The organism is Vibrio quintilis (genome assembly GCF_024529975.1).
In the GTDB taxonomy this organism is placed as follows: Bacteria; Pseudomonadota; Gammaproteobacteria; order Enterobacterales; family Vibrionaceae; genus Vibrio; species Vibrio quintilis.
In genome coordinates, this window is record NZ_AP024897.1 from 3,053,931 (window position 1) to 3,072,179 (window position 18,249).

An 18,249-nucleotide genomic window follows, 5' to 3' on the forward strand; every position below is an offset into this window, starting at 1 on the left:
CGGCCCAAGGGCCGGAGGTTTATATTTATACATCAACTAAAAACGATTTAGCTTGCTTTCTGTTTTTTAGCTGCTGGTTTTTTATCTGCAGACTTGACCTGATCAGCTTTCTTCTTTATAACAGTCGTGCCCTCAAATGTTTCACCTTCAACAAAAGCTTCACCGTAGTAAGAAGCCGTCAGCACTTCTTTCAGTTCGCTGATTAAAGGATAGCGTGGGTTTGCACCTGTACACTGATCATCAAACGCATCAACTGAAAGTTGATCCAGGTTAGCAAGGAAATCAGCTTCTGAAACACCCGCTTCTTTAATTGATTTTGGAATATCTAAATCAGTTTTCAGCTCATCCAGCCATGCCAGTAAACGCTCAATTTTCTGTGCAGTATGATCGCCAGGTTGAGTCAATTCCAGATGGTCTGCAACTTCAGCATAACGACGACGTGCCTGAGGGCGATCGTATTGAGAGAATGCTGTTTGCTTGGTTGGATTATCATTCGCGTTATAACGCACAACATTTGAGATAAGCAGGGCATTCGCCAAACCATGTGGAAGGTGGAATGCGTTACCAATTTTGTGAGCGATTGAGTGACACACACCCAGGAATGCGTTCGCAAATGCAATACCGGCAATTGTCGCTGCATTATGCACTTTCTCACGGGCGATTGGATCATTGGCACCATTTGCGTAGCTTGATGGCAGATATTCTTTCAACAGTTTCAGCGCCTGAAGTGCCTGCCCGTCAGAATATTCGTTTGCCAGTACAGAAACGTATGCTTCCAGCGCGTGAGTCACTGCATCGTAACCACCAAATGCTGTCAGAGACTTAGGCATGTTCATGACCAGGTTCGCATCAACAATTGCCATTTGTGGCGTCAGTTCGTAGTCAGCCAGAGGATATTTTGCACCTGTGTTATCATCAGTTACCACCGCAAATGGTGTAACTTCAGAGCCTGTACCTGAAGTTGTGGTAATACATACCAACTCAGCTTTCTGACCCATTTTAGGGAACTTATAAATACGTTTACGGATATCCATAAAGCGCATTGCAAGCTCTTCAAAGTGAGTTTCAGGATGCTCGTACATAACCCACATGATTTTTGCAGCATCCATCGGAGAACCACCACCAAGGGCAAGGATCACGTCCGGCTGGTAGCTTCGCATGATATCAGCACCTTTTTCAACGATAGACAGCGTCGGGTCAGCTTCAACATCGAAGAATGTCTGAACTTCCATTCCCTGAGCTTTCAACAGATCAACGATTTCATCGGCATAACCATTGTTGAACAGGAAGCGGTCTGTAACGAGGAACGCGCGTTTTTTACCTTCTAAATCGCCCAATGCGACAGGAAGGCTACCACGGCGGAAGTAGATTGACTTAGGTAATTTATGCCATAACATATTTTCAGCTCGCTTAGCTACAATCTTTTTATTGATGAGGTGTTTAGGACCAACGTTCTCTGAAATAGAGTTACCGCCCCATGAACCACAGCCTAATGTCAAAGATGGAGCAACATTAAAGTTATACAGATCCCCGATACCACCATGTGTGGTTGGAATGTTGATCAAGATACGAGCTGTTTTCAGTTTGTCGCCAAAGAAGCGAATACGATCTTTGTTCTTGTCCTGATCTGTGTACAGACCAGATGTATGACCAATACCACCAATTTCAACCATTGTTACAGCCTGAGCAACGGCATCTTCGAAGTCATCAGCACAGAACATACCCAATGTCGGAGAAAGTTTCTCATGTGCAAATGCATCATCATAATCAACTTTGCCAAGGCCTTCACCGATTAACACTTTTGTATCTGCAGGCACTTTAACACCTGCCATTTCAGCGATTGCAGTCGCAGGCTGACCTACAATTTTAGCGTTCAGCGCACCGTCAATTAAAAGTACATTACGAACTTTGTTTGCTTCCGCTTTTGAAAGCACATAGCCTTTGTGAGAAGCAAAACGTTTTTTAACTTCTTCATAAACATCTTTCACAACGATCACTGCCTGCTCCGAAGCACAGACAACACCATTATCGAATGTTTTAGACATCAGTACAGAAGCAACAGCACGTTTGATGTCAGCTGTTTCATCAATCACAACCGGAACATTACCTGCACCCACACCGATTGCTGGCTTACCAGATGAATAAGCCGCTTTAACCATGCCCGGGCCACCGGTCGCCAGAATCAAAGCAATATCATCATGTCTCATCAGCGCATTAGAAAGCTCAACTGAAGGTTGATCAATCCAGCCAATGATATCTTTTGGTGCACCTGCTGCAATGGCGGCTTCCAGAACTAATTTCGCTGCATCGTTGGTAGAATTTTTAGCGCGTGGGTGAGGAGAAAAGATAATCCCGTTACGGGTTTTTAAAGAAATCAGTGATTTAAAAATCGCAGTTGAAGTCGGGTTCGTTGTTGGCACGATACCACAGATAATACCAACAGGTTCTGCGATCGTCATCGTTCCCATGTTTTCGTCTTCTTCAAGGACACCACAAGTCTGTTCGTCTTTGTACTTGTTGTAGATATACTCTGAAGCAAAGTGGTTTTTGATGACCTTATCTTCAACAATCCCCATTCCTGATTCTTCAACCGCTTGCTGAGCAAGTGGAATACGAGCCTGGTTCGCTGCCAAAGATGCTGCACGGAAAATCTTGTCAACCTTCTCCTGAGAGAAAGTTGCAAACTCAGCTTGTGCAGCCTTTACACGCGTGATCAGGGCATCAAGTTCAGCCAGATTAGTTACAGGCATAATGAATCTCCTAAATTAATAAAATGTTAAAAACTCTTTATTAAGGTTATATCTCATGCCAAGTTGTTAAAAAAAACAAGTTAGCTAATAACAAGCTTAGTAAACAGCTTTCATCGACGAGTATAAACTTTCAGGTTTTGAAAACATTGACTCAGATCAGTTATAAAAAATTAATTCACCCTTCTAAAAAAATTAACTGATTTAACAGTAAAAAACATAACGACATGAAATATATAATAAAATTTATTAAGTTGATTATTTTTTAGCAACAGCCTAAAAAGTAAGCAACAAGGATTATATCACCAAATAATGAAAAAAAATTGAGGATTAATATTCGATAGTGAAACATAAATTATGTGCCACTTCAATGGGATAGAATGGACAGCTTTTTTCATCATAATATATATTTCATATAGGTAATCTCAGATTTGTGTCATGAAAATATCATCATTTCTCATGATCTGAATCAGACTTCTGAGATGAATCATGATTTAGGAAAATTCAAAGCAATACACCAAATAAAACAGAGCTCATATAGAAAGAATTCTCAGATAGTAAAATGAGTTGACTGGATCAGGCTGATACCTGAAGCTATGAAAATGCAGAAAACAAATCCTTAATATCACAAAGTATGGGCACATCTATTAAAAACCACCTGTATGTCATTATTTTCGGAACACATACGAAAGGCGGAAAAATCTTCGATCTTTGTCTGATCGTCACAATTTTAAGTTCATTGTTTGTCCTGGTATTAGAATCAATACCAGACGTAGATACAGAATGGCATAACGAGCTTCGATATCTGGAATATCTTTTCACATTTTTATTCACGGCCGAATACCTTTTGCGCCTGTACTGCTCTCCCCGCCCCTTTGCTTATGCCAAAAGCTTCTATGGCGTGATCGATCTGCTTGCCATTCTGCCAACCTATCTGTCTTTTTTGTTTCCCGGTATTTCATTCATGGGCGTAATCCGGCTCCTGCGGGTGATGAGAATATTCCGGATCCTCAAACTGGTCCGTTACCTTCAGGATTCAAATATCTTATTGAAATCACTGTTAATGGCGAGAAGGAAAATTTTAATATTTTTCAGTACGGTTACGATTCTGGTTACAATCTTTGGTGCTCTGATCTACATGATTGAAGGGCCGGAACACGGGTTTACCAGTATTCCGACCTGTATATACTGGGCGATTGTGACAATCACTACGGTGGGATATGGCGATGTTGTCCCACAAACCCCGCTGGGTCAGGCTGTCGCTTCTTTAACGATGCTGCTGGGATATTCGATTATTGCTGTTCCGACAGGAATTATTACCGCAGAATTAAACAGAGAGATGAATACGCACCGGCAACTGGTCAAATGTCCTAATTGTTCTCTGGCCGGCCATGAGTCAGATGCACTTTACTGCAAACATTGTGGCAGTCAGTTAGCTGATCCGGATAAACGAGTTGTACCGGCAACCTCTCATCATCAGGTATAGCCGTTATTTCACAAGTATATTGTTGTCTTCAGGTCAAACTAAAAAGGGTACCTTATTATCGATACCCTTTTTTCATTAACACGCGGAATACCGCTTAACGTGACTTACATAAAAGTTACTTGTCTAAAATAATCCGAAGCGTCCGGCGCAGTGGCTCAGCCGCACCCCATAACAATTGATCACCCACGGTGAATGCATTCAGGAAATCATTCCCCATTGCCATTTTCCGTAAACGGCCAACAGGAACTGACAGCGTTCCGGTAATTTTAGTTGGGGTCAGTTCCTGAGCTGTGATATCTCTTTCGTTCGGAATAACTTTTACCCAATCATTATGAGATGCGATGATCTCCTCGATCTCATCAAGCGGAACATCCTGTTTCAGTTTAATCGTTAATGCCTGAGAGTGGCAGCGCATAGAACCAATCCGGACACACGTTCCGTCGATAGGAACCGGTGAATCCTGAGTTCCCAGAATTTTATTTGCTTCAACGCCAGCTTTCCACTCTTCCTTGCTCTGTCCATTGTCCCGTTTCACATCAATCCACGGAATTAATGAACCGGCAAGCGGCACACCAAACTGGTCAGCGGGAAATGAAGAAGATCGAATTGTCTCTGCAACTTTACGATCAATATCCAGAATAGAACTGGCCGGATTAGCAAGCTCTGAACTAACGCTGTCATTAATCACACCCATTTGAGAGATCAGCTCACGCATATTCTTGGCACCGGCACCGGATGCCGCCTGGTAAGTCATCGCACTCATCCACTCAACCAGACCCTTTTCAAACAAACCACCTAAAGCCATTAACATCAAGCTTACTGTACAGTTACCACCAACAAACGTTTTTGTTCCTGAATGAATGTTTTGCTGAATTTGCGTCAGGTTCACCGGATCCAAAGTAATAATTGAATCAGAAGCCATACGCAGTGTGGAAGCCGCGTCGATCCAGTACCCCTTCCATCCCGCATCTCTGAGTGCCGGATAAACTTTCCCGGTATAATCACCGCCCTGACATGTCACGATTGCGTCTAATTGTTTTAAGCTGTCAATGTCAAAAGCGTCCTGAAGTAATCCGGCATCTTTGCCAAAATCAGGAGCGGCAATACCGACCTGAGAGGTACTATAAAACACAGGCTCAAGATAATTAAAATCTCCTTCTTCAACCATTCGTTGCATGAGCACGGAACCAACCATGCCACGCCATCCAACAAAACCTACTCTCATCTCGCTAAGTCTCCCTCTTGTTCCTGTATAAAAAATGTAAGCCTTCCCATCTATAAGCGGTTCAGCTTAAAATCTCAAGCTAAAATTTATATTTCCGGCCTTTTTTTATCATCATTGCAGATATACCCAAACAACCTGAAGATGCTTGGGTACAAGTGTGAAAAAGGATTGATCATTGAGGGATATAAACACAAAAAGTGGCCTGTAAATGCCACTCTTTGTCTGAATGAAGGTGAGGAGATTAGCGCTGACGGGTGAGCTGATCTTTCAAATTTGGTGGTGTTCCCTTAATCGTTAAGGTATCGGTCTCCGGATCATAAAAAATCCGCTCTCCGAGCAGTAAACTATCAAAGCTGACATTCAGTCCGCCTCCTGATCCGACATACTTCGTCAGCTTCCGAACCGTTGAGCGATCCGCAGGAAAACTGTCTTCAAGTTCATAACCGTGGCTTTGGGTATAATCCCATAAGCTTGCACCATCTTCATTATCAGGTAACTCTCCGGATAATTCTTTAACATACACTTCATCACCTGACTTCAACTGATCATTACAGTAATCGGAGACCTGTTTTTTATACTGAATAGCTTCATCTTTCTCAAATTTTGCATCAGCACAAAAATCTTCCACAGCCTGCATGAAGACCAGATTTTGTTGCTTGGTATCCAAACCAACATCGGCTTGCAAAAAATCAAGGAAAAAGTCAGCAATCTTCCGGCCAACCCGTCCCTTGATATAGGATAAATAGCGATTTGAATCAGCGTCAGTCCGGTAGGCTGACAGGTCAAGGCGGGCTGCAATATCCATCTGGCGGATATCCAGATAGTCCGTGGCACTGATATCTAAACCTTCCGTCACTTTTAAACTCTGGCTGGTCGATAAAATCCCGATGAAAAGATATTCTGTCGCCAGAGACTGATACTCAGCCATCACCAGAATCCCTTCCTCCGCAAACGGGTACTTAATCAGCTCTTCTTTCAGCTTTTCAGCACTTTTCTGGGAAAACTCATAAAAATTTAATTTCCCGTCACTCAGCTCGTGTAACCAGTGACTAAATTCACTATCGGATTTAAAAGTACCGAATCCTTTCGCAGGCTTTGAATTAAAAACCCGGTGCAGTTCTCCAACCAGACTTGCTGTCGAAGCATTATTCTCTAAAGATTGACTCCGGTAATTTACAACCAATTCATCTGCATCATTTTTGTGCAGTTGATGCAAAATAACGTTAAAAAGATCAAGGCTCATAATGAATTTATTATCGCTCTGGTTTCAGTTGACAGGTATAGTAGGGTATCATAAGCCGTTTTTCTATCATTGTCAGAGTCCTTATGCCTATTACATCTAAATATAGTGATCAAAAAATTGAAACCATCCTGGCTGAGATTGCCACAGTGTTTGATAAACATGATGCATCACCTGAACTGGTATTAATGATCGCAGGAAATATTGTGACAAATGTGCTAAACCAAAATATTGCTGAGAACCAGAGAAAAGCAATCGCAGAAAAATTTGCGCAGGCACTGATGTCTTCTATTGAAAGTACTATTCACTAATTAATCATACGGATCATATACAGAAATCATGGTAGATAACGATAACACTTATGGAGAGCGCGTCTCCCGTCTTGTTGGCTGGGGGCACTGGTTTGCCTTCTTCAACATTGTTGCCGCCATGTTAATAGGGACGCGATATATCACTCAGTCTCCCTGGCCGGAAACGTTACTGGGGCAGTTCTATCTTGCAGTTTCCTGGGTTGGACACTTTGGTTTTTTAGTTTTTTCCCTGTATCTGCTGGTTTTATTTCCTCTGACATTTTTAATGCCAGTCCGGAAACTGTTCCGCTTTTTTGCCGTTTGTTTTGCAACAATCGGCTTAACGGTTCTTCTGATTGATACCCAGACTTACCATAAACTAAACCTTCACCTGACCCCGGTGGTTTGGGAAGTATTATTTAGTGACGATTCAAAAGCGATTACCAAAGATTTACAGCACCTGTTTGTTTTGCTGCCACTCATCTTTGCTTTGGAAATCGGTTTATCTGAATGGGTCTGGCGTAAACAAAGGCGCTTATCGCATAAACATATTGGCCGCCCGCTAGGCACCGTATTTTTTATCTGTTTTATCAGTAGTCACCTGATTTATGTCTGGTCTGATGCGTCACTGTATACGCCGGTCACCAGCCAGAAGTCAAACTTTCCGCTCTCTTATCCGATGACTGCAAAGTCATTCATGGAAAGACACGGGCTGTTTAACCGGGAAGAATACCGCAAACGACTTCAGGAAAAACAGTCCCACGATACTATTTTGGTGAACTACCCTCTCGAACCCATCAGATTTGATCGCCGGCCCAATCCTTTAAACATACTGATTGTCAACGTGAATAATTTACGGGCAGATATGTTAGACAGTGAACATATGCCCCGAACAACCCTGTTTGCCCAAAACAACCTGAATTTCGTGAATCACTATAGTTCCAGCAACGATATGCTGGGAACTTTCGGGCTGTTCTACGGCTTACCAAGCAGCTATGAACAAAGTATTAAAGTTCAGGGAACCCCACCACTCCTGATCGATGTACTGAAGGAAAATCAGTATCGGTTTGGTTTATTTAGCGGCAGTAATTTTCATGATCCGATTTATGAAGAGACTGTATTCAGGGGATTAAAGCTCAAAACACTCAATTTTACTGATAACTCCAGTCATGACGAGCAAACAGTGGATGCCTGGTCTCAATGGTTATCAGAAAAGCCCGACTCACGATGGTTCAGCTACCTGGAATTTGTGACCGTCCAAAATTATGACGCACCACAAAATACCGGCAATCATCCGCCCGGGGAAAAACTCCGGAATAATTATGAGTTATCAGTACTGACTGCAGACAGAGAGCTTGGATATCTGTTTAATAAGCTTAAAGAGATGAATTTACTTCAATCGACGATTGTGGTAGTCACATCAAACCACGGCACAGAGTTTAATGAAACACAATCGAATAGCTGGGGATCAAATTCAAACTATAGCCAGTATCAGCTAAAAGTGCCTTTGATCATCCACTGGCCGGGGAAAATTGCCGCTGAATATACCCAGCGTTCAAGTCATTTAGACTTTTCTGTCACCCTCCTGCAGGATTTACTGGGCGTATCGTCGAACCCGGGAGATTACAGCAGTGGTAAGAATTTATTTGATGAACGCAAGAGACGCTGGATTCTTGCAGGCGATGCCAGAGAACTCGCACTAATCACAGATAAACAGACTACCGTCATCGACAAGTTTGGTAATTTTAAAGTCTATGATAAAGAATATCACCGACTACCGGATGTTAATCCAACATTACCGATTTTGATGCAGGGTCTGACAGAATTAAAACGCTTTTACAGCAAAGAAAATTGAGTCAGTGAATGCTTGACTCAATTCCTGTAAAGGGTTAGAGTACGGGCCATCGGACTGTAGCGCAGCTTGGTAGCGCACCGTCATGGGGTGTCGGGGGTCGGAGGTTCAAATCCTCTCAGTCCGACCATACAGAAAAAGGAAGTTTTCAGCCATGAAAACTTCCTTTTTGCTTTAGAAGACACCTGAAAATATAAGTTTCACGGAATACACCTCTCACCCTGTTCAAAAATCATTCAAAATCATTTTTTCGTCTTTACAAACAGAAACTAACTAATTATTATTAGAAAAATTCGGAGAGATGGCTGAGTGGTTGAAAGCACCGGTCTTGAAAACCGGCATACGTTTGTAGCGTATCTAGGGTTCAAATCCCTATCTCTCCGCCACTTTGATGAAAGAAGCTGTTGAAATTCAACAGCTTTTTTCATTTCTAACAGACAAAAATCACTGATACGTAAAGGTGGTATTTGCACCTGTTCAGCCCTTCCCCAGCCCCTTCCAGGCAAACCATTCATCAAAACCGTAATTTTCTCCGGGCGATAATAAAAACCATATCATTTCACACAGACATATCCATAAAACAACCAATAAGAAAATAAGCACACTGCAATCAAAATAAATTACTATACCCAAGTGACCTCAAGATGCATGATTCAGCGTGCAGCCGAAAGGTGCAGTTCAAGGAAAGGGAATGCAGGAATGTACCCACCTTTCAAATTCTCTTGACGCAGAAATGTGCTTTTCAGCTCACGCCCTGCGGGTGAGTTTGTCAGGCTCTGATACAGCGCCACTGATTTTACTGATTTTACTGATTTTACTGATTTTACTGATTTTTTTACTATTGCAGATTATAAGGCATCGATATGAATCAACAGCTTCAATATAAAGGAGAAATACAACGGGTCTCACCGAAAATGAAAAGAGATTTTCTGAAGACCCGGCCGAAATGTTTCGTCGGTGTGAGTCTCAGTAACCCCTGTTTTTCAGGTGCAAAATTCGAAGGATTAATCAGATTTATTGCTGCCAGATATAATGAATGTACTTTTTTATTAGGCGATCATATCCATCGGTTAACTCTGCAAATCACTCAGGGATTTGGTGACACTCAGGCCAAAGAAATCGCATTAAACATGGGACAGATATATATACAACAGCACCGCCATCTGTGGGAGAAATTTTACCAGGACACTACCTTCAATTTTATCAAAGGATCAGATGTTTATGATGATCAACGAGTGACTGATTATTTCATACGTATACAAGCCACCTATAATAATTACCCGGATTTTACACAGGCAGTGAATGGGTTTGCCCGCACCTTTATTTCACGCGCTTTAAATGACGACGAGTTAACAGAGAAAGCGATCGCCCTATCATCACAGTATGTACTCGAAGAACTGGCGGAAACATGTCTGATGGTGAACGAAGGCCATCAGGTACTGGTCTATCCGGGGTCACTGGCTATTTTTGAAAAAATAGCGGATGGAAATTTTTCAATGCTGCCACAAGAGTTGGGAACGCTTATTAATGTCAGCGTGCGTCTGAAAAAACGTAAGCAAGTGGATTTTTCATTATCGTAAATGCACAGAAACAACGGGCTTGAGAAGTCAGGACAGCGCACTATTGGCATGTATAGAACACCATTGATTCATCCTTTTTACCGGTATGATGCCATCAGATGGATTCCCGGAAAATAAACAGGTTAAAGCTGCACAATAAGAAACAAGTTGTTTACAGGTATGCAAAATTGAGCGATGATTAATTTTTCCGAACTATTTGGAAATATTCATTTCTAAATATCCGAACCCTTTCAATGCTGAGTCAGGAGAATCAAATAGCCTGAGTGACGCATGTTCAGAAACAAGAACCGTCATTACATCAGGCAAGTCATCCACAAAAAACGAGACTGTATCAAATCACAACTCTAAGGAGAGAGTATGCATTTACTTTTTTTAGCAGGAATCGGCAATTCCGGTCCGGGGCACTGGCAACATCAATGGTATATGGAGTCTGAAAATGTTTCATGGCTGGAACATTCAGACTGGGATAATCCGGTGATGGAAGCGTGGCTCAGTGATCTGGAAAACTTTCTGGAAAAAAGGGATGAACCCGTAGTTGTCGTTGCCCATAGCTTAGGCTGCGTCCTGTTTACCGAGTGGTTAAAACGTACCGATAACAAAAACAACATTGCCGGTGCGTTTCTGGTTGCGATGCCAGACGTACTGGACCCGCAATTCCCCGCACAGGTACAACACTTCAGGAATCTGGATACGGCACAGGAGTGCTGTCCGGCTGTCGTGATTACCAGCGATAATGACCCCTTCGGTACCGCTGAGCATGCGCAGCATCAGGCCAGAAAACTCAACGTACCGCTTTACAACATCGGACCTGTCGGGCATATCAATGCTCAGTCCGGATTGAATGGCTGGGCTGAAGGCAAAGAGTTCCTCGCTGATTTAATCAGCCACATCAAATGCAAGACATCACCGGAAGATCAAACTGTTTCGTGATCTGTCTGTTTATATCAAAAAGCATGGGCAATCCGCATTGATTGCCCCTTTCGTCCAAACAGAAACAAAACTGACTTCAATTATCCCATTGCCTGACTTACCAGACAAAACTGAGTCAAACCCGCTTCTGCCTGTGGCACATCTCCCTTAACCATCTGACTGACTGTGTCCACTTTGTTCAGCCCCCAGCTGACGAGCTGTTCACCAATATCACCATACTGATTCACGATATCCAGCCGGACAAACTGTTGATCGCACTGCATCAGGTGATGAGATATCAGGGCTAATGCATTGGCTGAACTGTGCGCGATCACAGGGCCAATACAGACACCCCGGCCAAAGTCCCGGCAAACTGCAAACCCAGTGATTTGTCCGTCGTCTTCAATCACCAGTGTACGGGCAGATGTCTTCAGAACCAGATCACCAATCGCATTCCTATCCATGCCAGCCGACGCATCCATCATCTGTTTCAGTATCGGCTCTTCCCCGGAATTCATCTCACGAACCACAGCATTCGCCTGTGGACTGAGTAAAGTCAGGTTCTGCTTTTCAACCACATTCTGATATTGCTCAATCACAGCGTATTCCGCAAAACCAATTTTCTGATACAGGGGTTTGCCCATTTCTGTTGCTGTCAGATAGAGGTCAGTGCCCGGCTCAGCATACGAAATAATGTCATTCATGATCTGCCGGCCAAGTCCCCGGCCCTGAAAATCATCCGAGATAACAATCAGCCCAACACTGGCGTAGCGTCCCTGAGGCACCAGACATGCTGTACCGATGATTTGTCCGCCAGATTCCATCACCAGAGAATGCCCCACGGATACAATCTGTTGCCAGTCCTGCCGGGTATGCGGCCAATGCAGTGCCTGAGTCATCGCATGCGCTTCAGCGATATCTTTTTCATTCATGGGTCTGGTAATGACATCTTCATGAACCGTTTTTACATTCATATTCATTCCTTAAATCATAAAGACGCATCAAGTCCTGCATCCTGAAGTCAATTGAGCGTATTGTTATTCCATTAGTCGTTCAAAAAGACAATAGTTATCATTTAAAACGGCAGATCACACTGTTTTGTTCGCTGAAAAATCAGACGAATGCTGAATCACCGGCTGATGTCGGCAGCACATACCGCCTGAGTTTCTTTAATATGATATACCCAAGCAACCTGAAGATACAGGGTTGTTTGGGTATAACTTACGGAAAACATAATTCAGGATGAATCCCTATGGACTGGTATAACCCATCAGATACAGATATTCCCAAAGGCCATTTCATTGATGGTCAGTTCATGTCATTCAATGATGACACTGCAGTGGATGTGATCTGTCCGTCAACAGGTAAAGCGTATGCGCAGTTAAATTACGCTTCTGCTGATACCGTTGAACAGGCACTCTCTCAGGCCCATCAGGCATTTCGTGCTGGTACATGGGCTTCAATGGCACCGCGGGAACGGGCAAAGTACTTATTTAAATGGGCAGAGCTGATTGAAAAAGAGCAGGCTTATCTGGCGCAGCTGGAATCTTTAGGGTCCAGTCGTCCGTATCATGAAGTCTTGCAGTGGGACATCCCATATGTCGTTGACTGCCTGCGTTTCTTCGCTGAACTGAGCGATAAACATGGTGGCTATGTCGGCGCCACCCAGCAGAACCGGCTGGGCATGGTGATCAGCCAGCCTTATGGTGTCATCGGTGCAATTACGCCATGGAACTTTCCGATGAGCATGTTGATGTGGAAAGTCGGGCCGGCGCTGGCAGCAGGAAATGCTGTAGTGCTCAAACCTTCCGAAATGACCCCCTTCACCAGTGTTTATCTGGCGAAACTGGCCGTCGATGCCGGTATTCCGGCTAACCTGTTTAATGTGGTTCAGGGTGATGGAAAAACAGTGGGACAGGCGATTTGTGAGCATTCACTGGTCGGGAAAGTCACCTTCACCGGCTCCACCGCAACAGGCGCGGCGATCATGTCAACCTGTGCGATAAAAGGCCCCAAGCCTTCAACACTGGAGTTGGGCGGTAAGAGTCCTCAGATTGTCTTTGCTGATGCAGATATTGAGAAAACAGCACGGACAGTCGCCAAAGCGATTACCGGCAATGCCGGGCAGGTCTGTGTTTCCGGCTCAAGGCTGATCATCCATCAGGACATTGCTGAAGAATTTTCACAGCAGGTGATGGCCCATTTCAGCCAGCTGAAAACCGGCTCTACATGGGAAAAACAAACCACGCTGCCACCTGTTATCTCAGCCGGACAGGCACAGAGAATCGAATCCATTGTCAGTCAAAGTATTGCGCAAGGCGCAGAGCTGCTTTGTGGCGGAGATTTAATCAGTCAGGGCGGTTCATTCTTTACCCCGACATTACTGGCCGTCAAAGACAAAGCAAACTGTGCTGTCAGGGAGGAAATTTTTGGTCCGGTTCTCACCATGCAAACATTTGACTCCGATGAGCAGGCCTGGGAACTGGCAAGCCATGAAACATACGGTTTAGCTGCGGGCATTCATACGCAGAATATTCAGCGCGCATTAACCGGAATGAGAGAAATAGAAGCCGGTTCTGTATGGATTAACCGTTACGGACGCTCTTTTGATCACATCATGCCGACCGGAGGATTTAAACAATCCGGTATTGGCAAAGATGTGGGCGTGGAAGCTTTTCAGGCCAATCTGAAAACAAAAAGCGTACTGATTGACTTTTAAGCAGTGCCGGGAGAAAGCCCGGTCATCACATATACGGGACACCTTCTCTAAACAGATTCATCATTCGTGGTGAATCTGTTTTTTCAGTCAGCAGATAATTTTGCCGGAAGCCTTAGCTATTCCGGTCAGGCATCTGGCCCTGAGAGAGCCAGTTCTCCACCAACAGGATAAACTGAATAAATACTCAAACTTAACTCATTGTAATTTATAGATTATCAATATCATCTCCTGCAACAATCATCATGACTGCTTTTTCTTTTTCAACCTGAAATCACACCGTATTAACTGCTGTATGTCTGGTTAAAAGAACAAATTCCTGCTTCTGAAACACGGAATTAAACGTTATCTGCTGTGTAATTGTGATGTAATGGGTTATAGAGGCAAATGATAAATAAATGTTTTAAAAATGTTACTTTCAGTTTTAAGGATGAATACGATGAGTACACTTCGCCCCAAATACATCACCTTTGATTGCTATGGCACACTCACAAATTTCCAGATGGCAACCATGACCCGGGAAATATTTAAAGACCGCATTTCCGCAGAACGAATGGATGCCTTCGTGAAAGACTTTGCAAGCTATCGTCTTGATGAAGTCATGGGCGCATGGCAGCCCTATGATCAGATTGTGAAAGGTGCACTGGAGAGAACCTGTAAAAAATGGGGAATTGCGTATATTGATGCTGAAGGTCAGCAATACTATGATGCCGTGCCAACCTGGGGACCTCACGCCGATGTCCCATCCGGTCTGGCCCGTCTGGCAAAAGAGTTTCCGCTGGTGATTTACTCTAATGCCAGTGACAGCCAGATTATGAGTAACGTGGAAAAACTCGGCGCACCATTCCACCGGGTATTTACGGCAGAAGAAGCCAAAGTTTATAAGCCCCGTCTGGCCGCATTTGAATATATGATCGACAATTTAGGCTGCAGCCCGGAAGAGATTCTGCATGTCTCATCCAGCTTCCGTTATGACCTGTTCTCTGCAGATGACATGGGCATTAAAAACAAAGCATTCATCGCCCGCGGTCACGAACAACCCGCCAACAGTATTTATTCATATCACCAAGTCCCCGACATCAATGCACTCGCTGACTTGCTGGGCCTCGATTAATTTTTATCATGTCAGGAGTCAGCTATGATCAATCAATCCTATTGGATCGATACCAAACCCCGGTTTACCCATGGCGCCGACACACTGGGCAACACGCATTATGATGTTGCCATTGTCGGTGGCGGGCTAACCGGATTAACCGCAGCACATACACTGGCCAGACAAGGCGCATCGGTCGCTTTGTTTGAAGCCACAGACATTATGGAACAGGCATCCGGCCAGAACGGAGGGCAATGCAGTACCGGCGTTGCACAAGATTTTGCCTCCCTGACGGCCGCTATCGGACCCGACAAGGCAAGACGCTATTACACCGCCTATTCGGATGCCGTCGATGCACTGCGACAGATCATCACCGAAGAACAGATTGAATGCGAATACCGTGAGAGCGGCAAACTCAAACTCGCAGCCAAACCGCAGCACGCAGAAAAAATCTTCAACACTTGTGAACTCATCAGAAAAGAAGTCGACCCGAAGGTGAGGTTTCTGGATGCTGACGGGCTGAAAGACGAGATTGCCTCTGACCAGTTTTACGGTGGGATGGTACAGGAAAATGCCTTTCAGATTCATGTTGGCAAGCTGGGCGTCGGTATTGCCGATAAAGCAGCCGGATACGGCGCACATATTTATGAAAACAGCCCGGTGCTGCAGCTGAAAAAACAGGGTAAGCAGTTCCGGGTGGAAACGCCGAAAGGCACCATCACGGCCAGCGATGTGATCATTGCCAGTGGCATCAGCCAGCACGGCCCGCTTGGCTGGTTCAGAAGGCGTATTGTACCGGTCGGCAGTTTTATCCTTGTCACCGAAAAACTGGACCCGGCCCTGATTGAACGGCTCATGCCAAATAAACGCTCTTATGTCACCAGCAAAATCATCGGCAATTATTTCAGGGTGATGGGCGATGATCGTTTGCTGTTTGGCGGCCGGGCACGCTTTGCCATGACCAACCCCAAGTCCGATGCTATCAGCGGTGAGATATTGCTGAAAACCATGGGAGATATGTTCCCGGAATTACTGGGCGTCAAAGCAACGCATTGCTGGGGCGGATTAGTCGATATTACACCAAACCGTCTCCCGCGGGCCGGAGAACACAACGGTATGTTCTACGCGATGGGTTACAGCGGACACGGCGTACAAATGGCAGCCTACATGGGGCAGCAACTGGCACAAATGATTGGCGGCAGTGTGGAAGCCAACCCCTGGAGAGATGAATCCTGGTATGCCATCCCCGGATACTTCGGCAAACCCTGGTTTTTGCCCGCCGTCGGCGCCTATTACAAGTTGCAGGACTATTTACACTAACCCTGCATCAATGTGTTCAGAGCCGGACCGGCTCAATAACTGAAGTGAAGACAATGAATCACCTGAGGTTAATCAAAGTAAGAGAATAACCGAAAACATAACCCTTATCAGATGAATCGTAATATAGAAAGGATGCAATATTATGAAAGACAAAAAGATTATCACCGGTCAGGAATGTATGAATGATTTTGAGCGACTGACTAATGAAGGCCGCTCAAGACGTTCAATCCTGAAATCACTCGGCGCAGCCGGCGTATTAATGGCTGCTTCAGGCACTTCGCTGAGCCCGCTGAATGTGTTTGCCGGCAATGAATCGTCTTCAACAGCTGGGATGGGAAAATCAGGCGGAAAAATTAAAGTCGCCAGCCTGTCTGCTTCAACTTCAGATACCCTTGACCCGGCCAAAGGAGCCCTGTCAACCGACTATACCCGCCATTTCATGGTCTATAATGGTCTGACAAAATTTGACGAACATCTGGTTCCTCATCCGGAACTGGCTGAAAGTATTGACAATGAAAACGCAACAGTCTGGCATATCAGGCTGCGCAAAGGTGTTCTGTTCCATGACGGAAAAGAACTCACTGCTGAAGACGTGGTCTTTTCACTCAACCGGCATAAAGACCCGGCAACCGCTTCCAAAGTCATGGGACTGGCGAAACAGCTGAAATCCGTGAAAGCGACCGGAAAATATGAAGTAAAAATCACACTGGAAGGTCCAAACGCGGAACTCCCTTCTATTTTTGCGATTTCACATATGTTGATTGTACCGGCTCACGTCAGCAACCTGAATCAGGGCATCGGCACCGGACCATTCAAAGTGACGGAATTCAAACCGGGTATGAGAACGGTCGTGAAGAAAAACACCAGCTACTGGAAACCGGGCCTGCCTTATCTGGATGAAATTGAACTGTTTGCCATCCCGGATGAACCATCCCGCGTGAATGCCCTGCTTTCCGGTGAAGTGCATGTGATCAACGAAGTGAATCCACGCTCGACTTCACGGATTGAAGCCAGCAAAGGCCACCGTTTCGTCAATGCGCCTTCCGGTAACTATACCGACCTGATCATCCGTCAGGATTTGATGCCGGGTAAAAGCGCTGAATTCACCGAAGCGATGAAACTGCTGATGGATCGGGAGCAGATTAAGTCCGCAATTTTCCAGGATTTTGCTGTCGTCGGGAACGACACACCGATTGCACCAGGTGCCCGTTACTTTAATTCAGAGTTATCCCAGACCACCTTTGATCCGGAAAAAGCCAAATACCTGATTAAGAAGGCAGGCTTTGCGGATGCAAAAATTCCGTTAGTGGCATCCAGTGCCGCAACCGGTTCTGTTGATATTGCAGTCCTGATGCAGCAGTCGGCCGCAAAAGTCGGGGTTAAAATCGATGTACAGACCAAACCTGGTGATGGTTACTGGTCAAATCACTGGGCGAAACATCCGCTGAGCTTCGGGAATATCAACCCCCGCCCGAATGCCGATATCATCTTCTCGCAGTTCTTTCTTTCCAGTGCGTCATGGAATGAGTCTCACTGGAAAAACAGCCACTTCGACAAACTCCTGTTTGATGCACGCAGCGAAACAGATGACAGCAAACGCGCACAAATGTATGCAGAGATGCAAACACTGGTACACGACAAATGCGGGATTGGCGTCCCGGTATTTATCAGTAACATCGATGGCGTGGATTCAAGACTGAAAGGCTACGGCACCAATCCTCTCGGCGGATTCATGGGATACATGTTTGCAGAAAAAGTCTGGCTGGATACCTGATCACTTTTTCTGCCACT

At 44.8% G+C, this 18,249-nt stretch carries 13 protein-coding genes and 2 tRNA genes; 11 read left to right on the forward strand and 4 right to left on the reverse strand.

Translation table 11 applies throughout. The features are described 5' to 3' along the window. Positions 1-47: 47 nt before the first annotated feature. The gene (adhE, locus tag OC443_RS14045) at positions 48-2,750 is read right to left on the reverse strand and encodes a bifunctional acetaldehyde-CoA/alcohol dehydrogenase (protein ID WP_073581517.1); all 2,703 of its coding nucleotides are present in this window, start codon (positions 2,748-2,750) and stop codon (positions 48-50) included. A 631-nt stretch (positions 2,751-3,381) separates the two neighbouring features. On the opposite strand from adhE, the gene OC443_RS14050 reads away from it, so the two are divergent. Continuing rightward, entirely contained in the window at positions 3,382-4,233 is an 852-nt protein-coding gene (locus tag OC443_RS14050) for an ion transporter (RefSeq protein WP_073581515.1), read from the forward strand. A 115-nt stretch (positions 4,234-4,348) separates the two neighbouring features. Here the strand turns inward: OC443_RS14050 and asd are convergent, their stop codons facing one another. After that, complete coding sequence (asd, locus tag OC443_RS14055; RefSeq protein ID WP_073581513.1) at positions 4,349-5,458, reverse strand: aspartate-semialdehyde dehydrogenase; 1,110 nt, start codon at positions 5,456-5,458, stop codon at positions 4,349-4,351. A 241-nt stretch (positions 5,459-5,699) separates the two neighbouring features. Then, on the reverse strand, positions 5,700-6,701 hold the full coding sequence (gene yejK, locus OC443_RS14060; RefSeq protein ID WP_073581511.1) for a nucleoid-associated protein YejK: 1,002 nt from the start codon (positions 6,699-6,701) through the stop codon (positions 5,700-5,702). An 83-nt stretch (positions 6,702-6,784) separates the two neighbouring features. Here yejK and OC443_RS14065 point away from each other — a divergent pair, with 83 nt between their 5' ends. The 6 genes from OC443_RS14065 (at position 6,785) to OC443_RS14090 (ending at position 11,350) form a co-directional block, all read left to right on the forward strand. Next, on the forward strand, positions 6,785-7,009 hold the full coding sequence (locus OC443_RS14065; protein WP_073581509.1) for a YejL family protein: 225 nt from the start codon (positions 6,785-6,787) through the stop codon (positions 7,007-7,009). 28 nt (positions 7,010-7,037) lie between these two features. Continuing rightward, positions 7,038-8,843: a DUF3413 domain-containing protein gene (locus OC443_RS14070; RefSeq protein WP_073581507.1), complete on the forward strand. Its 1,806-nt coding sequence runs from the start codon at positions 7,038-7,040 to the stop codon at positions 8,841-8,843. Positions 8,844-8,893: 50 nt separating this feature from the next. Next, positions 8,894-8,970 (forward strand) — tRNA-Pro (locus OC443_RS14075). A gap of 165 nt (positions 8,971-9,135) precedes the next feature. Next, positions 9,136-9,226 (forward strand) — tRNA-Ser (locus OC443_RS14080). Positions 9,227-9,703: 477 nt separating this feature from the next. Then, positions 9,704-10,420: a tRNA-dependent cyclodipeptide synthase gene (locus tag OC443_RS14085; RefSeq protein WP_073581503.1), complete on the forward strand. Its 717-nt coding sequence runs from the start codon at positions 9,704-9,706 to the stop codon at positions 10,418-10,420. Between the two features lie 357 nt (positions 10,421-10,777). Then, entirely contained in the window at positions 10,778-11,350 is a 573-nt protein-coding gene (locus OC443_RS14090) for an RBBP9/YdeN family alpha/beta hydrolase (RefSeq protein ID WP_073581501.1), read from the forward strand. 80 nt (positions 11,351-11,430) lie between these two features. On the opposite strand, the gene OC443_RS14095 is transcribed toward OC443_RS14090, so the two are convergent. After that, positions 11,431-12,303 carry a GNAT family N-acetyltransferase gene (locus tag OC443_RS14095; protein ID WP_073581499.1) on the reverse strand — a complete coding sequence of 291 codons (873 nt, stop codon included), beginning with the start codon at positions 12,301-12,303 and terminating at the stop codon, positions 11,431-11,433. 278 nt (positions 12,304-12,581) lie between these two features. Between OC443_RS14095 and OC443_RS14100 the strand changes: the two genes are divergently transcribed. From OC443_RS14100 to OC443_RS14115, 4 genes are all read left to right on the forward strand, one after another. Continuing rightward, on the forward strand, positions 12,582-14,048 hold the full coding sequence (locus tag OC443_RS14100; RefSeq protein WP_073581497.1) for an aldehyde dehydrogenase family protein: 1,467 nt from the start codon (positions 12,582-12,584) through the stop codon (positions 14,046-14,048). Between the two features lie 436 nt (positions 14,049-14,484). After that, positions 14,485-15,159 carry a haloacid dehalogenase type II gene (locus tag OC443_RS14105; RefSeq protein ID WP_073581495.1) on the forward strand — a complete coding sequence of 225 codons (675 nt, stop codon included), beginning with the start codon at positions 14,485-14,487 and terminating at the stop codon, positions 15,157-15,159. Between the two features lie 24 nt (positions 15,160-15,183). Beyond that, positions 15,184-16,458, forward strand: coding sequence for an NAD(P)/FAD-dependent oxidoreductase (locus tag OC443_RS14110; protein ID WP_073581493.1), 1,275 nt, complete (start codon positions 15,184-15,186; stop codon positions 16,456-16,458). 142 nt (positions 16,459-16,600) lie between these two features. Then, positions 16,601-18,232: an ABC transporter substrate-binding protein gene (locus OC443_RS14115; protein WP_073581491.1), complete on the forward strand. Its 1,632-nt coding sequence runs from the start codon at positions 16,601-16,603 to the stop codon at positions 18,230-18,232. Positions 18,233-18,249: the final 17 nt, after the last annotated feature.

Coding starts and splice junctions, on each gene's coding strand:
- adhE (WP_073581517.1), bottom strand. CDS start 2,750: ATGCCTGTAACTAATCTGGCTGAACTTGATGCCCTGATCACGCGTGTA.
- OC443_RS14050 (WP_073581515.1), top strand. CDS start 3,382: ATGGGCACATCTATTAAAAACCACCTGTATGTCATTATTTTCGGAACA.
- asd (WP_073581513.1), bottom strand. CDS start 5,458: ATGAGAGTAGGTTTTGTTGGATGGCGTGGCATGGTTGGTTCCGTGCTC.
- yejK (WP_073581511.1), bottom strand. CDS start 6,701: ATGAGCCTTGATCTTTTTAACGTTATTTTGCATCAACTGCACAAAAAT.
- OC443_RS14065 (WP_073581509.1), top strand. CDS start 6,785: ATGCCTATTACATCTAAATATAGTGATCAAAAAATTGAAACCATCCTG.
- OC443_RS14070 (WP_073581507.1), top strand. CDS start 7,038: ATGGTAGATAACGATAACACTTATGGAGAGCGCGTCTCCCGTCTTGTT.
- OC443_RS14085 (WP_073581503.1), top strand. CDS start 9,704: ATGAATCAACAGCTTCAATATAAAGGAGAAATACAACGGGTCTCACCG.
- OC443_RS14090 (WP_073581501.1), top strand. CDS start 10,778: ATGCATTTACTTTTTTTAGCAGGAATCGGCAATTCCGGTCCGGGGCAC.
- OC443_RS14095 (WP_073581499.1), bottom strand. CDS start 12,303: ATGAATGTAAAAACGGTTCATGAAGATGTCATTACCAGACCCATGAAT.
- OC443_RS14100 (WP_073581497.1), top strand. CDS start 12,582: ATGGACTGGTATAACCCATCAGATACAGATATTCCCAAAGGCCATTTC.
- OC443_RS14105 (WP_073581495.1), top strand. CDS start 14,485: ATGAGTACACTTCGCCCCAAATACATCACCTTTGATTGCTATGGCACA.
- OC443_RS14110 (WP_073581493.1), top strand. CDS start 15,184: ATGATCAATCAATCCTATTGGATCGATACCAAACCCCGGTTTACCCAT.
- OC443_RS14115 (WP_073581491.1), top strand. CDS start 16,601: ATGAAAGACAAAAAGATTATCACCGGTCAGGAATGTATGAATGATTTT.